Raw genomic sequence first — 16,389 nt, forward strand, 5'->3', positions numbered from 1 at the left:
GTAGACCTGCTTTGCCATTCAAGCCTCCCTTCCGCTGAGATGCTTGAATCACAAACTAATTTCAGATGGAATCCCTATTGAGTACAGACCCTAGAGCGTGACAGGATGAGGATGAAACATCATCGCGCTTCAGGCTGCTGTTTTTCCCGATCATGCTTTAGCGCAGCGATCCGATATAGGCCGCAATGTCGCTGGCTTCGGTCCGGCTCAAGGGAAAGTTCGGCATCTTCGGATGCGGGTCGAGCAGGAAGAAGGCGAGCCTCTCCGGACTGAACTCCGGCCTGCGCGCGACGGACACAAAGGAAGGCACGTCTGCGCTGGCCTGCGTCTGGCCGTCCGCCACGACGTGGCAGCTTGCGCACCAGCGCCTGGCGAGGTCGGCGCCGTGATTGGCGTCGGCGGCGGATGCCGACGAAGCGCCGAGGCTTGATGCCACGACAAGCAGCAGGCCAATTTGTCTCAAGCGCATCAGGTAGCCCTTACGCATTCGCTTGCGGCCGCATTGCTCACCCGCAGCACGATCCCGGAAATTGCGAGAGATCGATGCGAGCGATGATCGCCCGCAGCAGCCGGCGGACCGAGCGATACAGATGACGGACGGGGCCCGGTATCCTTGTCGCGGGCGGGCCAAGGCTTTCGGAATAGTGCGACACGTGCCTCTCCGAGGGTGTGAGGCCCCTTGTATCGTAGCCGGGTCGAAGCTGCCTTGATCTGCCGCAAGGCTCTCCCGGCTAAAGCGCGATGAGAGGAGGATAAGGCATCATCGCGCTTCAGGTTGTCGTTTGAGTATGATCTCCGCGCAAACGCGTTCCGCGTTTGTAGCTGGGGAAAACCGCTTCGCACCTTGCGCTGACGCGGCCCTTCGGGTCCGGATCATGCTCAGTAGTCGCCGGGGTTCATGATCATCGGGCTTCTCGTATCGGCCGGCGCGAGCGAGCTGCTGGCGCTGTCGCGCAGGAAGCGGTCGAGCGCGGCCTGGATCTTCTCCTTGACCGAGTCGGGACCGCGATCGCTCATCTCCGTATGCTGCGCGCCGGTATGGACGATATCGATGCCGCGCGCCTTGGCCTCTTCCGGCGTCGGGAGCACGCCGGGGTCTGTCATGAAATGTGGATCCTTGGAGCGGAACGACAGGATCTTCATGTTGTCGCTGAGCACGAAAGGCACTCGCAGATTGTCGAGCGTGATCACTTTGGAGACCAGTTCGGGATGCTGGTGGGCGACATACATGGAGACGTCGCCGCCGTTGGAATGACCAACGAGGGTGACGTGGTCGTAATCGGCATTCTCCTGCCGCTTCTTCAGTTCGCCGAGCACGAACAGGATGTTCGCCTCGCAGCGAATGTAGACCTCGCGCCGGCCGACATAGGGCTGGCCGACATGGGTCATCAGCGGCGGATCGCTCGGCAGGTCCTGCTGGATGCTGGCAACGAGATAGCCGCGTGCGGCAAGCACGTTGGCGAGGAAGGAGTACTCGGTGGCCTTGACGGTGTTGCCGTTGCTGATGATGGCGAGCGGAAGCTTCCAGAGGCCGAGATTGGCCTTGGTCTCGTAGTCGCGCCGCACCGCGACCTCGACCTCCACCGGCCGCTGGCGCGAGGCGTCAAACCATGTCTGCGTGTCATGGCGGATCGCGAACTTGCTGACGACGAAATATTGGCCAACCCCAAGGACGCAGAGAAAAGCCAGAATTGCAAACACCCTCTTCATGGTTCCGTCCCGATCACTTTCGTCTGAAAATAGATATTGCGCCCCCGCAGATCGAGCGACCGTGAGCACGGCATGGATTAAATTTCGGCAAACCTGTGAGGAGCGTCCCAAAAGGGCCACATGCGGACGCGCTGCGCGAACAGCTCGCGGCTAAAGGCAGCCGGCCTTGCCGTGCTCGGGACAGAGCCGGAAGGCGCTCGCGAGCGTAAACAGAAAGCGTGGGCTGCGGCGCTCATTGTCCGGGGCCCGGTAGCTCAAGGGCACGGCGACGCCGAAATCGGCCTGGAGATCATCCCACAGGAAGAGCCGCACGCCGGCGCCGGCCGACGTGAGCGACAGGCCATCGCTGAGGCGGTAACCGTCGTTCCAGACCGCACCGGCGTCGCCGAAAGCGTAGAGCTGATAACCGCTCCAGTAGCGGAAATTGAGCTTCTGGTCGAAGCGCAGCTCGAGCGAGCCGGCAAGACCGTTGTCGCCACTGATCTCGGCCGCGCCATAGCCGCGGCCGAAGGCCGCGCCGCCGAGATAGAATTGCTGCGAGGTGAACAGCGGCCGTGACGCCGTCTGGCTCGCAGCCGAGATCTTGAGCGACCAGGCGTCGTTGAACGTCTGGTAGCGCGTGAACCAGAGGTTCAGCACCGAGAAGTTGGAGGAGGCGCCCTCGCGCGACAGGAGATCGTCGTCGAACTGCGAGGCGCCGAAGACGTCGAGGCCCTGGCGATAGGTGAGCGTCGCGAAGTTGGTGCCGCCGAAGCGATCCTGGAGCCGGTAGTCGGCGGTCAGGCTCGCGGTCCTGATGTGGTCATTGTACCAGGGACCGTAGAGATCGTGTTCCGACACGTTGCTGGCGGTTGCGGCCAGCGTGAGCGTCAGCGCCGACCATTGCGACATGAAGGGCACAGTGCTCGCCCGCACCTCGAAGGCCTCGGTCGTGGTGATGTCGCTGTCGAGACGCCGGGCGTCGCCCGGCCGGACCGCACTGTACAGGACGGAAGCGCCCAGACGCACGCCGTCGACGCCGACCGGCGCATCGTAGGACAACCGCGCGAAGCCAAGCTCGCGCGGATCGTTGGCAATGGTCGACAGGTTGACCGCCAGCGTGTCACCCGGTGTGAGGTAGGAGTTGAAGGCGCCGGTAGCGTAGGTCTGCCACGGGCCGACCGACGATGATCCGAGATTGTCCAGACCGAACGAGGTGAAGACGTGCCAGGTCTTCAGATAGACGGTGAGGCGAAAGCGGCCGGTCGGGCCGCCGATCTCTTCCAGCGCGGTATCGGTGATCCGGACGCCCGGCCTGCCGTTGATGAGGAAGAGCTGGCGTTCCAGCGTTGCCAGGCGCGACGGCTGCTCGGCCAGAACGGGCCCGAGCATCGGCCGGACGCCGAACTGCTCAGCGCCGTCACCCTTCAGCTCGGTCTGCACGATGGCGCCTTCGACGACACGGATATGGACGCGGCCGTCGGCGATGTCCTGCGGCGGCACGATAGCCCGGCTCAGATGGAATCCCTCGGCGCGGTAGAGCTCGCTGATCGCGCCGGCGATCGCGGCTAGGTCGGCCTGCGAGACCTTCTTGCCGAGATAGGTCTGATAGAGTGCGGCGATGCGATCGCGGGACACGGCATGGGCGCCGCTGACGCTGACGCCGCGCAGCACGAATTGCGGCTTGGTGTCACCGCCGGTGTTGGGTTGATCGACCGATGGCAGCTTGACCGGAGGCCGGTTGAGCGATTCTTGCTCGGACTGGTTCTCAAAATATTTTTCGGGCTGACGCGGATCGAACCCAGGCTGGTTCGCCTGCTGCGCGAGTGCCTGCGGAATTCCCGCAAGCGTTGGCGCCAGCAGCGCGCAGGCGGCAGCCAAATACCATCCGGCCAGACCTTGCGCAGGCCGCTCTCCGTAGTTCGACGGAGAAGTCCGTCGGAGACGGTAAGGGTTCGTTAGCCGCATGATTTTTCATAGTTTTTTATGGTCAATGAAAGGTTAATGCGACAGCGGGACTTACCGGTTCCGGCTAATTCTATGTTGAGTCATTTCAGTTACGCCCCAGGTCTCGCTGTAACGCAGACTGAGGATCGTCATGTTCGGAAGAATTGGCCTGCGGCGCGCCTTGATGGCGGCGCTGATCCTGGGAACGGCTTCCGGTGCATCCGCTGCGGAGGATGGCGTCTGGTCGGTCAGCAAGTCCTCGGGCGAGGTCTGGGTTGCGGCCAACGGCGCGCAGCAAGTGTCGTTGACTGAGGACGGGACGCTCAAGTCTGGCGATACCATACGCACCGGACGAAACGGCCGCGTGCTGCTTGTCCGCGGCGAGGAAACGATACTGATCTCTCCCAACTCGGTGGTCGGCTTGCCGGCCGAGAAGAAGGAGGGGCTCTCGACCACCATCATCCAGCGAGCGGGTTCGATCCTGCTCGAGGTCGAGAAGCGCAACGTCAAGCATTTCGAGGTCGAGACGCCCTATCTCGCCGCCGTGGTCAAGGGAACGCAGTTCAGCGTCACCGTGAATGCGGGCAGCACCAAGGTCGGCGTGATCCGCGGCCAGGTGGAAGTCTCCGACTTCAAGACGGGCCAGATCGCACAGGTCATGCCGGGACAAGCGGCCACCGCCTTCGAGCACGGCAAGCCCGGTCTCAGCCTGAGCGGTGCCCGGAGCTTCAATCCGATCGAGCAAGGCAAGCCGCGCGCCTCGACGATCGAGCGGATTCCCGTGCCGAAATCTGGCCTGTCGGCTCCGCGCAATGCGGCGACCGGCCATGCGATCCATGCGCTTGGCCCGATCGACAAGGGGTCCAAGGCGGCCGGTGCGCCGGCGCAGTCGCATCAGGCGAGCGGAGCCCAGGCGCCCAAGACCGGTGTCGTGCGCATATCGAGCTCGCTCGGCGAGGTCAAATTGAACTTCCACAAGGTCACACACGGGCTGGCGCACGGTGCCGTCGCGCCGGGACGGGTCCGCAACGCGAACGCCAGCGCCGCCACCGATACGGTGTGGAGCGACGCGAAGGCAAGCACGACAACGACTGCCAACAGCTCCAACGTAACGGCAGTCACCGTGAGCAGCAGCGCGCCCGCGACCAGCACAGCGACGTCGTCGTCAAGCACGACCACCGTTGCGACTTCCGGCTCGACCAGCGATGTGTCGGGCGGAAGCCCGGCGACCGGAAGCAGCGGGACCGGCGCCACCGGCAATGGAGGTAACGGTACCGGCAATACTGGCAACAACGGCAACGACAACAACGGAAATGGTGGCAATCGTGGTCATCACTACGGTTGGTGGTGGGGCAGAGGCCATCGCTAGGACCGCGCCGTCGACATAAGGGGAGCACTCCGCGGCATCCGCCGCCTGTGCAGGGGAGCAAGGTGAAACGTTATCGGCCGCATATTCTGGTTGTGATCGCGCTGGCGATCGTGCTGTCGACGGGATGGCATGCTTCGCTGCGCAATGCGCTCACCGATCTGCGGTTCGCCTGGCAATCGCGTGCGGCTAGCGGCGGCATCGCCGTGGTGGCCATCGACGCACCCTCGATCGACCGGATCGGGGTGTGGCCGTGGCCGCGCCGGCTCCATGCCGAACTATTGCAACGGCTCGAAAGCGCCGGCGTGCAGGACATAGCCTTCGACGTCGATTTCAGCACGCCGTCGGATCCGGCATCCGACGAGGCCTTCGTCAAGGCGCTTCGGGACGTTGGCGGCTCGACGGTCCTGCCGTCTTTCAAGCAGCCGGGGCCGAACGGTGGCGCGGCTCACATCAACCGCCCATTGAAGTCTTTCGGTAATCAGTCTTGGCCGGCCGTCGTCAATGTAGCGGTCGAATCCGACGGACTCGTCCGGCGCTATCCGTTCGGCGAAAAGCTCGGCGACGCCTTGATGCCGTCGATGGCCGTCGTGCTGGCCGGACAAGACGCCAATCAGCGACCGCCTTTCCTGATCGACTTCAGCATCCGCGCGGCCTCCATTCCGCGCGTCTCCTATGCCGACGTGTTGCGTGGCGATGCCACGGCCCTGGCCGCGCTGAAGGGCAAGAAGATCATCGTCGGAGCCACCGCGCTCGAGCTCGGCGACAGGTTCAGCGTGCCTAATGGCGGCATTGTCTCGGGGCCTGTCCTTCAGGCGCTTGCGGCGGAATCGATTCTCCAGCATCGGACGCTGCGCTGGACATCCGATGTCGGCATGATGCTCGGCCTCGGCCTGATCTGCCTGCTGATGATGTCTTCGTGGCGCCGCCTCACGCCGGGTCTCCGCGTCGCGATCCTCATTGTCGCCGGGGCGGTGGTGGAACTGGTCGCAGCGCTGGTGCAGGCAAGGTGGCCGCTCGTCGTCGACACGTCGCTATTCCATATCGCCATCGTCGCTTACCTGACGGCGATTGCGCTCGACGAGATCGATTTCCGCAGCCTCTTGGGGCGCATTGCCGAGAGCCGCTTTCACCGTATCGCGATGTCGCTCGGCGACGGCCTGGTCTGTACCGACGAGGATCATCGCATCACGGTGTGGAATCCGGGGGCCAGCGCGATCTTCGGCTACATGCCGGCCGAGATGATCGGGCGTCCGTTTGAAATCCTCTGCACGAGTCCGACCGATGGCAGCGCGAGGCCCTTCGCCATACGCGACGCGGCACGCCAGGCGCTGCTGGTCCCCGGCGGAGCCGTCGTCGTCGAGTTCGAAGGCCGGCGCAAGAACGGCGAAACCTTTCCCGTCGAGGCGAGTTTCTCGGGCTGGCAGGGAACGGATGGCTTTCAGTATGGCGCGATCCTGCGCGACATCTCCGTGCGCAAGCGCGAGGCGGAGCGCGTCAGATATCTTGCCGAATATGACGCGCTGACAGGTCTTGCCAACCGCAATACGCTGCATGCGGGGCTCGCCGATCTGATCGCCGCGGCGGAACGGCGGTCTTCCGAGGTCGCGCTGCTCGTGCTCGGGCTCGACGGCTTCCAGCGGATCAACGACATGCTCGGACATTCGGCCGGCGACCTCGTGCTGCGGGCGGTCGCCGCACGCCTGCGGGCCGAGGCGGGAACGGAGGCGATCGTCGCTCGACTCAGCGGTGACGAGTTCGCCATCGCGGTCGATTGCGCGGGGAACAGCGAATCGGCTGCCGAGTTCGCCGAGCGCGTCGCGCGCGCATTCGAAGCGCCGCTCGCGACAGGTGCGAGACAGCACCGTGTCAGGATCAGCGTCGGCGTCGCGGTCTATCCGGAAGGAGGGGACGGCGCGGACGATCTCCTCAGCAACGGGCACCTGGCGCTCTCTAGGGCGAAGGCGACCCGGCGCGGCGGCCATGTGATCTTCGAAAGCAACATCAGGCAGGAGCTGGAGAGCAGGCTGACGCTGGAGAGCGAGCTTGCGCTTGCCGCGGATCGCGGCGAGTTCGAGCTGTTCTATCAGCCTCAGGTTCGCCTCACCAACGGGAGTCTGGTCGGGGCGGAGGCGCTCATCCGCTGGAAGCATCCTGCGCGTGGCTATGTATCGCCGGGAGAGTTCATGCCGGTCGTCAATACTTCGGCGCTGTCCGAGCGCATCGCGAACTGGGTGATGGAGACCGCCTGCCGGCAGGCGCGGATTTGGGAGCGGTCCGGCAACAGCGTGCGCGTGGCGATCAACCTGTCACCCTCGCAGCTCCACTCCGGCGATCTCGCGCAGGCAGTTGCGGCATTGCTCGAGGCGACCGGGCTCACGCCGTCGCTGCTGGAACTCGAAGTCACCGAGGACATCCTGCTGCACGACGAAAGTCGCGTGCTCGACATGTTCAAGCGGATCCAGGAGCTCGGCGTCCGCGTCCTGTTCGACGATTTCGGCACGGGCTACGCCAGCCTGAGCTATCTGAAGAAATTCCCGCTCGACGGGCTCAAGATCGACAGGTCGTTCGTGTTCGACCTGCTCGCCGATTCCGACGACGCTGCGATCGTCGGCTCGACCATCGGCCTCAGCAAGCAGCTCGGGCTCACCGTCGTGGCCGAGGGTATCGAGAACCGTGCTACGGCCGACTTCCTGGTCAGCATGGGATGCGAGGAGGGGCAGGGTTATTTCTTCGGTCGACCGATGCCTGCGGATGCCTTCGAACGTCAGTTCCTGACGCAGCCCGAGTCCGTCACCGCTGCCTAGCAGACTCGATCACGCCGGCTTAGATCGCTAACGCCGGCGGGCGATGGCAACGCCGAACAGGAACGCGACGAACAGACTGGCGAGCGGCGCTTCGCGTGTGATTGCGGCGACCGTCGCGAGCGGTTTACCCGGCTTTCGAGCTTCGTCGATGACAGACGTCAAGCGGTCGACGGCGGCGTGCAAGCCTCCCGCGACCTCACCGATCGTATGGGAGACGTCTGTCGCGGCGTCGATGGCGCGCTCGGCCATTCCGGGCTGGGACGTGGACTGCGGAATTTCCGTGTTCAAGTTCGTGAACTCCGCTCCTGACGAAGTGAATGAGGCCGGCACCTTTGGCTATCCGCGCGAGCGCTTGTTAGCGGGTCCGAAGACCTTTGGCTATCCGCGACAGGCGCCGTGATGTACGGCGGGTGCCGGCCTTGCAGTGAAAATGCGGCGCGAGGGATTTTGTTCCGGGACGGGTCTCGCGCGGTCTTTTTCACCGGGAAATACCGGTGAAACGACGGCTACGAATCTCTGTTAGTCTGGCACGACCTTGTGGATGTCAGGAGACTGCCGTGACCGATCGGACCATGCCGGATCGAGCCCGGCGCATCGCCTTGCTCGGCGCTCCCATCGATATGGGGGCCTCGCAGCGCGGTACCCTGATGGGCCCGGCGGCGCTGCGTACCGCCGGCCTTGCGACGCTGCTCGAGAGCCTGGACTTCGAGGTCGCCGACTACGGCGATCTCTCCGTCGCCGAGGTCAAGGACCTGGCCGACAGACCGCCCGACAAGGCCAATCACTACCGGGAAATCCAGCGCTGGACGCGCGTCCTGAGTCGTCGTGGCTATGAGATCGCCAAGACCGGCGCGATCCCGATCTTTCTTGGCGGCGATCACACGCTGTCGATGGGTTCGGTCAATGCGATGGCGCGCCATTGGCAGGAGCGCCGACGCGAGCTGTTCGTGCTCTGGCTGGACGCGCATGCCGATTACAACACACCGGAGACGACGATCACCGCCAACATGCACGGCATGTCGGCGGCGTTCCTGTGCGGCGAGCCGGGCCTCGACGGCTTGCTGGGCGATGACCCCCGTGCCTCGATCGAGCCCGACCGGCTCGATCTGTTCGGCATACGCTCGATCGACAAGCTCGAAAAGGACTTGATGCGCGCCCGCCAGATCAGGGTTGCGGACATGCGCCAGATCGACGAGTTCGGTGTTGCCGTACTGATCCGGCGCGTCATCGAGCGGGTCAGGGCGAGCGACGGAGTGCTACATGTCAGCTTCGACGTCGATTTCCTCGATCCCTGCGTCGCGCCGGGCGTCGGCACGACGGTGCCGGGCGGAGCGACCTATCGCGAGGCGCACCTGATTATGGAGCTCTTGCACGATTCCGGGCTGGTGGGATCGGTCGACATTGTCGAGCTCAATCCGTTCCTGGACGAACGCGGCCGGACCGCGCGCACTGCGGTCGAGCTGATCGGCAGCCTGTTCGGCCAGCAGATCGCCGACCGGCCCACGCCCAGCAACGCGATCGCGCTGGGCGAGTGAATCGGGCACGCGGATTTTGTGCGCTGCAAAGAAAGAAACTGCTCTCGCGGCAGGCGGATTTAGATCAGTCTTGATCGGAATCGCCTGCTTTTGAAAGAGGTGCGAATTGCAAATGCGCGTCGCGGAAGGTTTCATGCGGGCTCAGCGCCAGCCGAGGGCCCGCAATGAGCAGCACGACGAACTCTGACGATGATTCCATGACGACTACGCGCCGTCGGTTTCTGCGCAATGGCGCCGCAGCCGCGGGCGGGGTGGTTTTGAGCGCAGGTGCATCGGCCGCCGCTGAGACGGACAACCTTCCGCCCAACATTCCCGAATGGATGAAGGCGCCGGGCGAGCCGACGGGAAGCCAGCCTTATGGCGCGCCCTCGCCGTTCGAGAAGGGCGTCGTCAAGAACATCTCGAAAACTCTCAAGCAGTATATTTCCGCCTCGGGCCGGACGCCGTTGCAGGAGCTCGATGGCATCATCACGCCGAACGGGTTGTTCTACGAACGGCATCACGGCGGCGTTCCGACCATCGATCCGGCGCAGCACCGGCTGATGCTTCATGGCCTCGTCGAGCGTCCTCTGATTTTCTCGCTGGACGATTTGCGGCGTTTTCCGTCGGAGTCGCGGATCCATTTTCTCGAATGTTCGGGCAATCCCGGTTACAGCAAGCCTTACGGCAAGACGGCATCGGACCTCGTGGGGCTGCTGAGTTGTGCGGAATGGACCGGCGTCAGTCTGAAGCTCGTGCTTCAGGAGGCCGGCTTGAAGCCCGGAGCAAAATGGGTGGTCGCGGAAGGCGCCGACGCTGCCGCGTTGACGCGCAGCATCCCGATTGAGAAATGTCTGGAGGACGCCATGCTGGTCTACAGCCAGAACGGCGAGCGACTGCGTCCTCAGCAGGGCTATCCGCTGCGGCTGTTCCTGCCGGGCTTCGAAGGCAATATGAGCGTGAAGTGGCTGCGGCGTCTGCACGTGACCGCGGAGCCCGTCTATTCACGCGAGGAAACCTCGAAATATACCGATCTCCTACCGGATGGCACGGCGCGCGAATTTTCCTTCTACATGGAAGCGAAGTCGATCATCACGCGTCCCTCTGGCGGTCAGAGTCTGAGCGCGCCCGGTTTCCACGAGATCACCGGCATCGCCTGGAGCGGGCATGGCAAGATCGCGCGCGTCGAAGTGTCGGTCGATGACGGCAAGAGCTGGCAGGAGACGCGATTGCAGGAGCCGGTGCTGACGCGTGCCTTGACACGCTTTCGCCTGCCGTGGCGATGGGACGGCAAGCCCGCCGTGATCCAGAGTCGCGCCATCGACGAGACCGGCTATATGCAGCCGACGCTCGCCGAGTTGCTCGCGGTGCGCGGCGAGAATTATTTCTACCACAACAATGCGATCTGGCCCTGGCGCATCGCGGCTGACGGCGAGGTGACCAATGCGCTTGCGTGAGATTTGCGGTATCGCATTCGCAACCGTTCTGTGTGCGGGGGCCGGTGCTGCGCTGGCGCAAAGTCCCTACGGCATCGGACGGCCGGCAACTTCGGCCGAGATCGCCGGCTGGAACATCGATATCGGACGCGACGGCAGCAATCTGCCGCAGGGGAGCGGTTCGGTTGGCCACGGACGCGATGTGTTCGCCCAGCAATGTGCCTCTTGCCATGGCGAGAAGGGCGAGGGTGGTTTGGGTGACCGGCTTGCCGGCGGGCAAGGCACGATCGGGACGGCCAGGCCGATCCGCACTGTCGGCAGCTTTTGGCCCTATGCGACGACGCTGTTCGACTACATCCGACGAGCCATGCCGCAGAACGCGCCGCAGTCGCTGAGCGACGACGACGTTTATGCGGTGTCCGCCTACATCCTGAACCTGAACGGGTTGGTGGGAGCGGACGCGACGCTCGATGCAAAATCGCTTGCGGCCATCAAAATGCCGAACCGTGATCGGTTTGTCGGCGACGCGCGCCCGGACGTGAGAAAGTGAACGGCAACAGCAATCGAGTTCCCCGCACTTGGCTCGGAACTTGCTTCAGCAAGAGGYGGAACTCGCGGGACGCAAATGAATTAACCTGCGAGAGGAAAAAAGTGCGGATCCTTCGATGGCAACTGATCGCTTTGCAAACTCCATCTCCACGGCGCTTCGTCATCCCGGCGTGATCGCGATGATTGTTGCTGCCTTGACGATTGCTGCGATGCTGATCGTCGACCACGGCCCCTGGAACCGCGCCAAGACTCAGCCGGCTCATGTCGCGATGTATGCGACGACGGGCGAGGCCGCGCACGCCGTAGGCGCGAAGGTGCTTCCCACCGAGCCTAAATCGCCGGTCGAGCCGGAGCGACCGGGGCCGAAAACGTCCCCGACCGTCAATCCGGTAACGCCGTAGTCCGCGTCAACTCTTGCGGCCGTAGTTGAGAAGTCCGCCGCTTGTCTTCGGCGGATGCGCGCGCAGCGCTTCCTCGTTCGGCTCTGTGCCCCAGCCGGGGCGATCCGGAATGACCAGATGCCCATTCTGGATCTCCGGCTCATGTGTGAACAGCTCGCGGTCCCAGGCGAGGCGATCGATGTCAATCTCCATGATGCGAAGGTTCGGCACGGCGGCGCAGAAATGCGCGTTCATCATCGAGCAGAGGTGGCCGTAGAAATTGTGCGGCGCGACGTTGACCTCGAAGGCTTCCGCGGCAGCGGCAATCTTCATCGATTGCCAAACGCCGTTCCAAGGCGTGTCGATGATCGCGACGTCCATCGCCTGTTCGCGAAAATAGGGCAGGAACTCACGCAAGCCCAGTAGCGTCTCGCAGGACGAGATCGGGTGCGGGCTCTGCCTTCGGATGTAGCCGAGTGCTTCGGGATTGAAGCTGTCGATCTCGACCCAGAACATGTCGAGGTCGGCGATGGTTCGCAGGATCTTCAGGTAGCCTTCGGTCTTGGCGTTGAAGTTGCAGTCGAGCATGATGTCGACGTCGGGTCCTGCGCCGTCGCGGATCGCCTCCAGATGCATGTGCAGGTCGTGCAGAATCTTGCGGTCGACGTTGATCTCGGGGACGAAGGGTGAGCCGAAGCCGGGCCGCCAGCCGGTCGGCTTGCCATCGTCATAGGAGAAGATGTTGGTCTTCAGCGCCGAAAACTTCTTCTCGCGCACCTCGCGCCCCATGGCCTTGACGCCATCGAGGCTTTCGATCGGCGGCTTGTACCAGGACGGATGATTGATCCGCCAGGTGGCGCAGTGCGACCAGTAGACCCGGACGCGGTCGCGGATCTTGCCGCCAAGGAGCTCGTAGCAGGGGACGCCAAGGCACTTCGCCTTGGCATCGACCAACGCATTCTCGATCGCGCCGAGCGCCTGCGCYACGACGCCGCCGGCGGCTGGACGCGTGGCCGCGAACAGTTCGGCGTAAATGCGTTCGTGCTGGAAGACGTTCTGCCCGATAACGCGGGCGGACAGGCGCTGTATCGCGGCGCCGACGCCGGGCGAACCAAAGCCTTCGTCGAACTCGCTCCATCCGACGATGCCGTCTTCCGTCGTCAGCTTGACGAAATGGTAGTTTCTCCACCCGGCATCGCAGGCGAGGATTTCGAGGCTTGTTGCTCTTGATGAATTTGTCATGTCGCTCCCTGTCGCCCGGCCGGGCGTTGTTTTTTCTTGTGGTCCGGGTCCGCAAGCCCGGCCCCGGCCGCAACTGTTAAGCTAACGAGCAGGTCGACAAGGGGTCAAGGTGTGAAGTAGGCGCGGGGTGCTTCGAGGATTGTCTTTGCGGTTTGTCTTTGGGGGACGACAGCGATGCTTTCGGTAGATCAGTTCTTGCGGCTCATCAGCGTGCCGGCCGTGTTTGCGGCCTTCATCATTGCCTCGCAGATCTCCGCGGCACTGTCGCCGGTCTAACGCCTCAGCCGATCACGGACGAGCCGAGCAGCGCGAGCACGGCCAGCGCCATCAGCGCGGTGCCGAGCCAGCCCAGCGCGACCAGCCATGAGCGGGCCTTGAAGCGGCCCATGATCGCGTGGTTCGAGACGATCAGCATCATCATCGCCATGATCGGGACGGCGACGATGCCGTTGAGCACGGCGCTCCACACCAGCATGTGAATCGAATCGATCCCGGTGAAGCCGAGGCCGAAGCCGATGATGGTCGCGGCCGCGATGATGGTGTAGAAGCCGACCGCCTTCTCAGGTCTGGCCTCCAGCGTGGCGCGCCAGCCGAAGATCTCCGCAACGCCATAGGCGGCCGAGCCCGCCAGCACCGGGATTGCCAACAGGCCCGTGCCAATGATGCCGAGCGCGAACAGCGCGAAGGTGAAGTCGCCGGCAAGTGGCCGCAGCGCTTCGGCGGCTTCGGTCGCCGAATTGATCCTGGTGACGCCGTTGGCGTTCAGCACTGACGCCGTGGTCAGGATGATGAAGAAGGCGATGCCGTTGGAGAGCAGCATGCCGGCGGTGGTGTCGGCCTTGATGCGCGCGAGCTCGGGGTCGCCGCCGCGCCGCGACAACTCGCGCAGCGGCCGGTCGCGCTTGCCCTGGTTCATCTCCTCGACCTCTTGCGAGGCCTGCCAGAAGAACAGATAAGGGCTGATGGTGGTGCCGAGCACGGCGACGACCATCATGAAATAGTCGGCGCTGACATTTGCCTCGGGCCATACCGCTGCGAGCAGCGCCGTGCTCCACGGGATCTTCACGGTGAAGGCGGTCGCGACATAGGCGAACAGCGTCAGCGTCAGGAATTTCAGCACCGGCGCGTAGCGGCGGTAGGGCAGGAAGACCTGAAGCAGGGTCGAGCCCGCCGCGAAGATCAGCGCATGCTCGTGGTTGAGCCCGCCGATGACCAGCGAGAGCGCCTCCGCCATCGCCGCGATGTCGGCGGCGATGTTGAAGGTGTTCGCAGTGACGAGAAGCCCCACCAGCCCCAGCACCACCCAACGCGGGGCGAGCTTCATGACGTTGGCGGCGAGCCCCTTGCCGGTGACCCGGCCGATCCGTGCGCTGACGAGCTGAATGGCGATCATGAACGGCGTGGTCAGAAACACCGTCCAGAGCAGCCCGTAGCCGAATTGCGCGCCGGCCTGCGAATAGGTGGCGATGCCCGACGGATCGTCGTCGGCCGCGCCGGTGATGAGGCCCGGCCCCAGCCGTCGCAGCAGCGTCGGCACGGATTTGGCGGGGGCGAGGGCGCTGTCGTTCATGAAATGGGGACGTCTCGATGCGGTCGGCGCGCCGGCTTTTCCGGAATGGCGAAGTCTTAAGGCAAATGCGGCCAGGAAACAAAGGTTCCTGTGGCGCGACGGAGGCTGCGATGCGGCCCGCCGGCGCATTTCCGATTAGGCGAATTCGGATTGACCCGTCGGGCAAAACACCTGTAGAAGTGCATCATCGCAACAACCGTCGAGCCCGCGCCGCCACCGGCCGCGGGCTTTGTGATTCCGGCGCCAGCAGGGGGCCGCTCTATTTGACGCTGACGAACATGCCCCAGGCCGCGGCGAGCGCCGCGCCGGTGAACACGATGATGGGGCTGTCGCAGAATGCGCTGCCATAGCTGCACATGTTCGTGCCGAACTGACCGAGCTCGTGATGGCTCGCGGAGTAGAACAGTCCCGACAGCACCAGCAATGCGGCGGCGACGTAATACACGGCGATCTCTCCTTGAGGGTTTGCCAAAGGCGTCCTTGCCTCCCGAAACGCCGCCGCCAATGCGACAGCTGATGCGTCGGGCAAACCGGGACACGCGGCCAGCATGGGGCGCGGAGATTTCATTCCGCCAAAAATGGTTCGCTGCATTTTAGATAAAGTTCGACGGGTCGGAGTCACGACGCGCCTGTGGGGCGCATTGGGTTGCGGCCGTGCGTTCACTTTTACACATTCGCCGGGAACCAAGGTTCCTGCCGCGGCGTAGTCCACGGGCTTGCAATGGCGCGGCGGTGGCAAGGGAGTCGAACGTGCAAGGTTTACCGGTGGTCCTGGTCTCGGAAGATGACCAGCTCGTGCAGGGCATGGTTGAAGAGGCGTTGACCGAGGGCGGTTTCGAAACGGCCACCGCAGCCACCGGCGAAGAAGCAATCGACCTGCTGAAGGCCGACGCCGCCCGCTATCGCGCGCTGGTCACCGACATCCATCTGGGCGGCAAGCTCCACGGCTGGGATGTCGCCCGCGCGGCGCGCGAGATCAACGCCAACATTCCCGTGGTCTACATGACCGGTGCTGCGGCCGACGAATGGGCCTCCAGGGGCGTGCCCAACAGCGTCCTCCTCAACAAGCCGTTCGCGCCGGCGCAGCTCGTCACCGCCGTGTCCCAGCTGCTCAACGCGGCACCGCCCAACACCGCAGCGGAGGCGGCGGTGGCGCGCGATGCGCCACATTGAATAATTTCACTTCCCACGTAGCTGCGAGACGTCGGCCCGCTTCGGGAGGAGCAAGCCGAGTTCGCGTGCCTTCTTTCTTACTGAAGTGACATGGCGATCAAGCTCACGGGCTATGTCTCCGGCGCAGGTTTTCTGACGCGCGAGAGCCGTCAATCGCTGCGCCTCCTGCTTGGACCATTCGCGTGGTCTTAAAGACTTCATGGACCCTCATTGGTCTGAAGCGATTGAAGGTGCGACGATCTCCCCATCCGAGATGGGCGATATGAAGTCTCTGTGCAGGCAGGTTGGTCTTCGGGCGCCGTCGAACAGCACGGTGATGCCCGTGGTACGAGGGCTCACGTCGATGACTATGCCACTCCGGTCAGCCAGCTCTTGGCATCGAGCGGCTCCAACCTCACTCATCTTAAAGCGGGTACCGACAACAATTCTGTCGACCTTTTGGTAAATCATTACCGCTATCCGGTCAGGGGAAAATGGATAGACAAAAAGCAAAAACTCAAAATCAAGCATAAATCTATATCGGATCAATCATCCACGCAACCAGCGGACGAAATTGCGCCGGAAACGTACCTAAGCAGGCGCGATTTGGCGACAGCCTAAACTCCCGAGCATCCGCTGTTGGCCCGTGTGAGACATGCCGGAGCGGCCGACGATGTCCGTTCACAGGGATCGACCGGAAGAGAACGGCACGCGGCCAAAGTGACGCGATTGACCCA

At 63.7% G+C, this 16,389-nt stretch carries 15 protein-coding genes; 7 read left to right on the top strand and 8 right to left on the bottom strand.

Annotated elements, in window-relative coordinates:
• Positions 1-157: 157 nt before the first annotated feature.
• The 3 genes from ACXJL8_RS12490 to ACXJL8_RS12500 form a co-directional block, all read right to left on the bottom strand.
• Positions 158-469: a c-type cytochrome gene (locus ACXJL8_RS12490; RefSeq protein WP_456623808.1), complete on the bottom strand. Its 312-nt coding sequence runs from the start codon at positions 467-469 to the stop codon at positions 158-160.
• A 410-nt stretch (positions 470-879) separates the two neighbouring features.
• Positions 880-1,710, bottom strand: coding sequence for an alpha/beta fold hydrolase (locus ACXJL8_RS12495; protein WP_456623809.1), 831 nt, complete (start codon positions 1,708-1,710; stop codon positions 880-882).
• 150 nt (positions 1,711-1,860) lie between these two features.
• Positions 1,861-3,657: a ShlB/FhaC/HecB family hemolysin secretion/activation protein gene (locus ACXJL8_RS12500; RefSeq protein ID WP_456623810.1), complete on the bottom strand. Its 1,797-nt coding sequence runs from the start codon at positions 3,655-3,657 to the stop codon at positions 1,861-1,863.
• Positions 3,658-3,787: 130 nt separating this feature from the next.
• On the opposite strand from ACXJL8_RS12500, the gene ACXJL8_RS12505 reads away from it, so the two are divergent.
• Both ACXJL8_RS12505 and ACXJL8_RS12510 read left to right on the top strand, forming a co-directional pair.
• Positions 3,788-5,005, top strand: coding sequence for a FecR family protein (locus tag ACXJL8_RS12505; protein ID WP_456623811.1), 1,218 nt, complete (start codon positions 3,788-3,790; stop codon positions 5,003-5,005).
• A 62-nt stretch (positions 5,006-5,067) separates the two neighbouring features.
• Positions 5,068-7,809 carry an EAL domain-containing protein gene (locus tag ACXJL8_RS12510; RefSeq protein WP_456623812.1) on the top strand — a complete coding sequence of 914 codons (2,742 nt, stop codon included), beginning with the start codon at positions 5,068-5,070 and terminating at the stop codon, positions 7,807-7,809.
• Between the two features lie 27 nt (positions 7,810-7,836).
• Here the strand turns inward: ACXJL8_RS12510 and ACXJL8_RS12515 are convergent, their stop codons facing one another.
• Positions 7,837-8,097, bottom strand: coding sequence for a hypothetical protein (locus tag ACXJL8_RS12515; RefSeq protein ID WP_456623813.1), 261 nt, complete (start codon positions 8,095-8,097; stop codon positions 7,837-7,839).
• A gap of 269 nt (positions 8,098-8,366) precedes the next feature.
• Between ACXJL8_RS12515 and rocF the strand changes: the two genes are divergently transcribed.
• The 4 genes from rocF to ACXJL8_RS12535 all read left to right on the top strand — a co-directional run bounded on the left by rocF (position 8,367) and on the right by ACXJL8_RS12535 (position 11,709).
• On the top strand, positions 8,367-9,344 hold the full coding sequence (gene rocF, locus ACXJL8_RS12520) for an arginase (protein WP_456623814.1): 978 nt from the start codon (positions 8,367-8,369) through the stop codon (positions 9,342-9,344).
• A 164-nt stretch (positions 9,345-9,508) separates the two neighbouring features.
• Positions 9,509-10,780, top strand: coding sequence for a sulfite dehydrogenase (soxC, locus tag ACXJL8_RS12525; RefSeq protein WP_456623815.1), 1,272 nt, complete (start codon positions 9,509-9,511; stop codon positions 10,778-10,780).
• On the top strand, positions 10,767-11,309 hold the full coding sequence (locus ACXJL8_RS12530) for a c-type cytochrome (protein ID WP_456623816.1): 543 nt from the start codon (positions 10,767-10,769) through the stop codon (positions 11,307-11,309). Before soxC ends, ACXJL8_RS12530 begins: the two co-directional genes overlap by 14 nt.
• Before the next feature lie 115 nt (positions 11,310-11,424).
• Positions 11,425-11,709, top strand: a complete 285-nt coding sequence (locus tag ACXJL8_RS12535) for a hypothetical protein (protein WP_456685057.1) — start codon at positions 11,425-11,427, stop codon at positions 11,707-11,709.
• A 6-nt stretch (positions 11,710-11,715) separates the two neighbouring features.
• Here the strand turns inward: ACXJL8_RS12535 and ACXJL8_RS12540 are convergent, their stop codons facing one another.
• The 3 genes from ACXJL8_RS12540 to ACXJL8_RS12550 all read right to left on the bottom strand — a co-directional run bounded on the left by ACXJL8_RS12540 (position 11,716) and on the right by ACXJL8_RS12550 (position 14,945).
• On the bottom strand, positions 11,716-12,930 hold the full coding sequence (locus ACXJL8_RS12540; RefSeq protein WP_456623818.1) for a mandelate racemase/muconate lactonizing enzyme family protein: 1,215 nt from the start codon (positions 12,928-12,930) through the stop codon (positions 11,716-11,718).
• A 280-nt stretch (positions 12,931-13,210) separates the two neighbouring features.
• Positions 13,211-14,500, bottom strand: coding sequence for an NRAMP family divalent metal transporter (locus tag ACXJL8_RS12545; protein WP_456623819.1), 1,290 nt, complete (start codon positions 14,498-14,500; stop codon positions 13,211-13,213).
• A 259-nt stretch (positions 14,501-14,759) separates the two neighbouring features.
• Positions 14,760-14,945, bottom strand: coding sequence for a hypothetical protein (locus ACXJL8_RS12550; protein WP_456623820.1), 186 nt, complete (start codon positions 14,943-14,945; stop codon positions 14,760-14,762).
• A gap of 305 nt (positions 14,946-15,250) precedes the next feature.
• Between ACXJL8_RS12550 and ACXJL8_RS12555 the strand changes: the two genes are divergently transcribed.
• Positions 15,251-15,673: a response regulator gene (locus ACXJL8_RS12555; protein WP_456623821.1), complete on the top strand. Its 423-nt coding sequence runs from the start codon at positions 15,251-15,253 to the stop codon at positions 15,671-15,673.
• Positions 15,674-15,880: 207 nt separating this feature from the next.
• On the opposite strand, the gene ACXJL8_RS12560 is transcribed toward ACXJL8_RS12555, so the two are convergent.
• The gene (locus ACXJL8_RS12560; protein ID WP_456623822.1) at positions 15,881-16,183 is read right to left on the bottom strand and encodes a hypothetical protein; all 303 of its coding nucleotides are present in this window, start codon (positions 16,181-16,183) and stop codon (positions 15,881-15,883) included.
• Positions 16,184-16,389 lie beyond the last annotated feature (206 nt).

Source organism: Bradyrhizobium sp. P5_C11_2, assembly GCF_054049755.1.

Excerpts from the sequence above, each read along its gene's own strand:
- ACXJL8_RS12505 (WP_456623811.1), top strand. The coding sequence starts at position 3,788 with ATGTTCGGAAGAATTGGCCTGCGGCGCGCCTTGATGGCGGCGCTGATC.
- soxC (WP_456623815.1), top strand. The coding sequence starts at position 9,509 with ATGAGCAGCACGACGAACTCTGACGATGATTCCATGACGACTACGCGC.
- ACXJL8_RS12500 (WP_456623810.1), bottom strand. The coding sequence starts at position 3,657 with ATGCGGCTAACGAACCCTTACCGTCTCCGACGGACTTCTCCGTCGAAC.
- ACXJL8_RS12495 (WP_456623809.1), bottom strand. The coding sequence starts at position 1,710 with ATGAAGAGGGTGTTTGCAATTCTGGCTTTTCTCTGCGTCCTTGGGGTT.
- ACXJL8_RS12560 (WP_456623822.1), bottom strand. The coding sequence starts at position 16,183 with ATGCTTGATTTTGAGTTTTTGCTTTTTGTCTATCCATTTTCCCCTGAC.
- ACXJL8_RS12545 (WP_456623819.1), bottom strand. The coding sequence starts at position 14,500 with ATGAACGACAGCGCCCTCGCCCCCGCCAAATCCGTGCCGACGCTGCTG.
- ACXJL8_RS12530 (WP_456623816.1), top strand. The coding sequence starts at position 10,767 with ATGCGCTTGCGTGAGATTTGCGGTATCGCATTCGCAACCGTTCTGTGT.
- ACXJL8_RS12535 (WP_456685057.1), top strand. The coding sequence starts at position 11,425 with ATGGCAACTGATCGCTTTGCAAACTCCATCTCCACGGCGCTTCGTCAT.
- ACXJL8_RS12490 (WP_456623808.1), bottom strand. The coding sequence starts at position 469 with ATGCGCTTGAGACAAATTGGCCTGCTGCTTGTCGTGGCATCAAGCCTC.